Consider the following 5,841-nt stretch of genomic DNA (forward strand, 5'->3'; position numbering starts at 1 on the left):
AAGACCCAGCGGGCTCCTAGCGCCAGCCGGCCTCGTCGACGCCGCCGGGAATGTCGGCGGAGGCGTCGTAGGGCGTGCGCGTGAAGCGGAACGATGCGAGATCGAGGTGGGAGACCGTGCCGTCAGCGCCGCGGATGATCCGCAGCGGTTCCCCGGTGTAGTACCCGTCGAGACCCACCCACTCGTCCGTACCGACCCGCTCGAACCGCGCGCCACGCCCCTCGCCCGGCTCGCCGAGGACGAGATGCTCGGCGACCACCTTGGCCACCGTCACAGCAGGGCCCCAGTGCCACATCCCGACGAGCTCCAGCGTGCCCGGGTCCCCGGCCGCCTGCCACGGCTCCGCGGCCTTGGGCTCCCGCTCCATGAACTCGGCGAGCAGCGGGGCGACCTGCGGGCCGAACGGTCCTGCCGTCGAGTTCGTGAAGGCCACGAGCCCGTCGCCTGACTCGAGGTCGACACGGAGCCCCGCGAGGAACCCGGGCATCGACCCGCCATGCCCGGCCAGGCGGCGGCCGTCGAGGTTCCACACCTGCCAGCCCAGCCCGTGCGCGGCCGTCCACGGCTGGCCCGGGTTGTCACCCACGACGTGCGGCTCCAGCATCTCGTCGAGGGTGTCGCGGGCGAGCACGTCGCCCGTATCGCCCGCGAGGAAGGCGGCCCACTTCGCGAGATCCTCCACCGTGGTCCACAGCTGCCCGGCCGGAGCCATCGCCCCGGCGTCGTGCTCAGGCTCTGGCAGCAGGACGTCAGCGAACGGATGGACCGCCCAGCCGGGTGCGGCCTTCCCCGATGGTCGGGCCGTCGTGCGGTTCAGGCCGAGCGGCTCGAGGACGTCGCGGCGCACGACCTCGAACCAGCCGACACCGTTCGCGCGCGCCAGCAGCTCGCCCAGGGCGGCGTACCCGACGTTCGTGTAGTGGAAGCGGCGCCCCGCACGGAACCGCTGCCCGACGGGCGACCCAGCCAGCTCGTCCCAGGACCCACCTGGCGTGCGCTCCCACCACGGCCCGTTGGTCTCCGCCTGGATGCCGGCGGCGTGCGACAGCAGCTGCGCGATGGTGGCCCGGCCGAGCTGTGATCCCGGGACGTGGTCCTCGAACCGGTCCTCGAGGTCGAGGCGTCCGGCGTCCCGCAGCCGCATCACCGCGACGGCGACGAACGGCTTGGTGATCGAGCCCATCCGATACTGCGTGTCGAGGTCAGCTGGCTCACCTCCCGCCCGGCCGTCGAGCGTGCCGACGGCGTGACCCCAGGCGAGGCGCCCGTCACGCACGATGCCGGCCGCGACCGACGGCAGCCTGGACTCCCGCTGGATGCCCGCGAGCCGTCGGTCGAGGTGGCGCGCGGTCGACGGGTCGATGGGCTGGGTCTCGGCGTCGTTCGTCACCCGGCCACCCTAGTGACGGCACGCGCGCGCGGCGCGGGCTTAGCGGCATACGACGGGGCGGTTGTGTTTTGGCTCGTCAGGAGGTGGAGGAGGTCCGCGCCGGGGGGAGGACGATGTCGAAGCGAGTCCTCGTCCACTCGGTGTCCCCGAGGTCGCGCCCGTCGGGAGTCGGCGTCCCCGCGGGCTGGGGCTGGAACTCCCTGACGAGGGAGTCCTTGACCCCGAAGACGCTGTCGTGGGTGAGGTAGTCGTCGCCGGACACGAAGATGTGCGTCACGAGGGTCCGGTGCCCCTCGGCCGAGACCATGAAGTGCAGGTGGGACGCGCGCATGGGCGAGCGGCCGACGGCCTGGAGCATCCGCCCGACCGGCCCGTCGTGCGGAATCGGGTAGGGCGTCGGGGTGACCGCCCAGAAGCGGTAGGCGCCGTTGTCGTCGGTGAACAGGTGCGCGCGAGCGGCCGTGCGGCCGTCGCCGTACTGGACGTCGTAGAAGCCGTTCTCGTCGGCCTCCCACACCTCGATGCGGGCTCCCGCGAGCGGCCGCCCGTCGGTGTCCGTCACGGTGCCCTCGACCCAGCAGGGCCGTCCCTTCGCACCGAAGGCCAAATCACCACCGAGCTCGATCCGGGGCGCGCCCTCGACGAAGAAGGGGCCGAACACCGTCGCCTCGGTCGCCTCGCCGACGGCCTCGTTGTTCACCGTGATGGTCTGCATCGAGAGGCCGAGAACATCGGAGAGCAGGATGAACTCCTGGCGCGTGTCGTCGGTGATGTGCCCGACCGCGGTGAGGAACTCGATGGCAGCCGCCCATTCCTCCTCGGTGAGTCGGGTCTCGCGCACGAAGGCGTGCGCGTGCCGGGCGAGTGCCTCCATCAGCTGGCGCAGCCGCGGCGACTGCGCGCCCGCGAAGGAGGCGACGACCTCGTCGACGAGCGCCTGCTCGCGGACCGCCTGCTCACTGGCCGGCTGCTCACTGGCCGGCTGCTCAGTGGCCGGCTGCTCGGACGAACCGGGTCCGCTGGAAAGGGTCTGGTGGGTCATCGCTCGCTCCTGATCGTTGGTTGACGTCCTGCCCAGGCCGCGCCGAGCAGCGCGGCCAGTGACGCCTCGGTGACCGGAACCGGGTTTGACTCCGGAATGGCCGCCAGGCAGCGGGCCGCAGCCTCGGGCAGATCGGCCTCGGCCAGCCCGTAGTCCCGCAGCGCGCGCGGGGCACCGAGCCGCAGGCGCAGCGCCTCCAGGGCGTCGACCGCCGCAGCGGCAACAGCGGCATCGTCCTGCCCGCCTGGCAGGGAGCCGCCCAGTGCCTCGGCGAGCCTGCCGGCGAGGCGGGGCACTGCGGGCGCGTTGTACGCCAGGACGTGGGGCAGCACGATCGCATGGGTCTGCGCGTGGGGCAGGTCATAGGCGCCACCGAGCACGTGACAGATCTTGTGATGCATCCCCGAACCGGCCGAGGCGAACGAGACGGCCGAGAGGTAGCAGCCGTAGAGGGCCTGGTCGCGAGCGTCCGCGTCGTCCGCGTCGTCCGCGTCGGCGACGAGCCGTGGCAGCCCGACCGCCAGCGCGCGGACGCCCTCCAGTCCAAGGGCCTGGTTGATCGGATCGGCCCCCGGCGCCCAGAGGCTGTCGACGGAGTGGGCCAGGGCATTGAGGCCGGACGCGACAGCAAGGCCCACCGGCAGCGACGACGACAGCTCGCTGTCGTAGACGACCGCAACAGGGAGCACCCGTTGGTCCGTCCCGGTGCGCTTGACGCGCCCCTCGGTGAGTCCCCAGACGGGGGTGGCCTCGGAGCCCGCATACGTCGTGGGGACCGCGATGATCGGCAGGCCGGTCGTCAGCGCCACGGCCTTGCCGAGCCCGGTCGTGGAACCACCGCCCACCGTGACGATGGCGTCGACGGACGCCTCGGCCGCCGCGGCGCGGGCCCGCTCGGCCAGCTCGACCGGCACGTGCTGGCGGACCTCGTGCCAGCGCACGGCCTCGGGTAGCCCGGACGTGATGTGGTCGGCCACCGCGGACGCGGAGCCGGCCGCGATGACCATCACCCGCCGTGCCGCGAGCCGGGCCACTTCGTCGGCGAGCCGTCGGCCCGCCCCGCCGCGCTCCAGGGCGACACGCTGCGGCAGGGTCTCGTGCACGAAGGCCATGCCCCTCATCGTGCACCAGCCCGCAACCCCTGACCGGGGGTGGCGTGGGGCAGGTCACGACGGCAGCATGGGCAGGGCGCCACGCACCGCCAGCATCCGTTATCTTGATATCAAGATTTCTAACGATCTCTCTCAGAACCCTCGGAATGGAGCTCAGGTGACGGACTCGACAATCATCTACACGTACACCGACGAGGCCCCCGCGCTCGCCACGGCGTCGCTGCTGCCGATCGTCCAGGCGTTCGCAGGGAAGGCAGGCGTCAAGGTCGAGACGCGCGACATATCCCTCGCGGGTCGGATCCTCGCGGCCTTCGACCTGGCGCCGGACGCGCTCGCCGAGCTCGGCGCCCTCGCCAAGCGACCCGAGGCCAACATCGTCAAGCTGCCCAACATCTCGGCCTCGATCCCCCAGCTCAAGGCCGCCATCAAGGAGCTGCAGGACGAGGGCCACGCCGTTCCGGACTACCCGGACAACCCGGCGACCGACGAGGAGAAGGCGACCCGGGCGGCGTACGACAAGGTCAAGGGCTCGGCCGTAAATCCCGTTCTGCGCGAGGGCAACTCGGACCGTCGTGCCCCGGCGTCCGTGAAGAGCTACGCCCGCAAGCACCCCCACTCGATGGGCGCGTGGTCGGCCGACAGCCAGACCAACGTCGCGACCATGGACGGGGGCGACTTCCGCCACAACGAGAAGTCCGTCGTCCTCGACCAGGACGACACCCTGCGCATCGAGCACGTGGCCGCGGACGGCACGACCACCGTCCTCAAGGAGTCGCTGCCCGTCCTGGCCGGCGAGGTCGTCGACGGCACCGTCATGAACGTCGCCGCGCTCCGCGACTTCCTCACCGCCCAGGTGGCCCGCGCCAAGGACGAGGGCGTGCTGTTCTCGGTCCACCTCAAGGCGACCATGATGAAGGTCTCGGACCCCATCATCTTCGGCCACGCCGTCCGTGCCTTCTTCCCAGACGTCTTCACGCCGTATGCCGCTGAGCTCGCTTCCGTCGGCGCGTCCCCGAACGACGGGCTGGGTGCCGTCCTCAACGCCATCCAGGCCCTGCCAGAGGACAAGCGCTCCGCGATCGAGGCCGCGATCAAGGCTGGGTTCGACGAGGGACCTGCCATCGCGATGGTCAACTCGGACAAGGGCATCACCAACCTGCACGTGCCGAGCGACGTCATCGTCGACGCGTCGATGCCGGCGATGATCCGCACCTCGGGCCACATGTGGAACGCCGCGGGCGACGAGCAGGACACCCTCGCGGTCCTCCCGGACAGCTCGTATGCCGGCATCTACCAGGTCGTCATCGACGACTGCCGCGCGAACGGCGCCTTCGACCCGGCCACGATGGGCTCGGTTGCCAATGTCGGCCTGATGGCCCAGGCGGCCGAGGAGTACGGCAGCCACGACAAGACGTTCGAGATCGCGGCCGACGGTGTGGTCCGCGTGGTCAACTCGGCGGGTGACGTCCTGCTGGAGCACGAGGTGTCGACCGGTGACATCTGGCGGGCCTGCCAGACCAAGGACGTCCCGATCCGCGACTGGGTCAAGCTCGCGGTGACCCGCGCCCGGGCGACCGGGGCCCCCGCGGTGTTCTGGCTCGACGAGGACCGCGCCCACGACGCGAACCTCATCGCCAAGGTCAAGGAGTACCTCGGCGAGCATGACACGGAGGGGCTCGACATCGAGATCCTCAAGCCGACCGAGGCGATCGCCTTCTCCCTCGAGCGGATCCGCAAGGGCGAGGACACGATCTCCGTCACGGGCAACGTGCTGCGTGACTACCTCACCGACCTGTTCCCGATCCTCGAGCTGGGCACGTCGGCCAAGATGCTCTCCGTCGTTCCGCTCATCGCGGGCGGTGGGCTGTTCGAGACGGGCGCCGGCGGCTCGGCCCCCAAGCACGTCCAGCAGCTCGTCGCCGAGAACTACCTGCGCTGGGACAGCCTCGGCGAGTTCCTCGCGCTGGCCGTCAGCCTCGAGCACTTCGGCGAGGCCACGGACAACCCCAGGGCCAGGGTCCTTGGCGACGCGCTCGACCGCGCCACCGGGAAGCTGCTGGACGAGAACAAGTCACCGGCTCGCAGGGTCGGCCAGATCGACAACCGTGGCAGCCACTTCTGGCTCGCGCTCTACTGGGCGCGAGAGCTTGCGGCCCAGACGGCGGACGCCGAGCTGGCCGAGGCCTTCACGGACGTCGCGGCACAGCTCGCCGAGAAGGCCGAGGCCATCGACGCCGAGCTCATCGCCGTCCAGGGCCAGCCGGCCGACATCGGCGGCTACTACAAGACCGACGCCG

General features: G+C 71.2%; 4 protein-coding genes. 1 reads left to right on the forward strand and 3 read right to left on the reverse strand.

What is annotated here, in order from left to right; all coding sequences use genetic code 11:
* Positions 1-16 precede the first annotated feature (16 nt).
* The 3 genes from ABF401_RS13125 to ABF401_RS13135 all read right to left on the reverse strand — a co-directional run bounded on the left by ABF401_RS13125 (position 17) and on the right by ABF401_RS13135 (position 3,553).
* The gene (locus ABF401_RS13125) at positions 17-1,390 is read right to left on the reverse strand and encodes a serine hydrolase domain-containing protein (protein WP_353510010.1); all 1,374 of its coding nucleotides are present in this window, start codon (positions 1,388-1,390) and stop codon (positions 17-19) included.
* A 76-nt stretch (positions 1,391-1,466) separates the two neighbouring features.
* A complete protein-coding gene (locus ABF401_RS13130; RefSeq protein ID WP_353510011.1) occupies positions 1,467-2,432 on the reverse strand; it encodes a hydroxyquinol 1,2-dioxygenase in 966 nt (321 codons plus the stop codon).
* A complete protein-coding gene (locus tag ABF401_RS13135; protein ID WP_502908238.1) occupies positions 2,429-3,553 on the reverse strand; it encodes a maleylacetate reductase in 1,125 nt (374 codons plus the stop codon). The genes ABF401_RS13130 and ABF401_RS13135 overlap by 4 nt, the downstream gene beginning before the upstream one ends.
* A 148-nt stretch (positions 3,554-3,701) precedes the next feature.
* Between ABF401_RS13135 and ABF401_RS13140 the strand changes: the two genes are divergently transcribed.
* On the forward strand, positions 3,702-5,841 hold a 2,140-nt coding region (locus tag ABF401_RS13140; protein ID WP_353510013.1), incomplete at its 3' end, for an NADP-dependent isocitrate dehydrogenase.

The organism is Intrasporangium sp., assembly GCF_040414665.1.
GTDB lineage: Bacteria > Actinomycetota > Actinomycetes > Actinomycetales > Dermatophilaceae > Intrasporangium.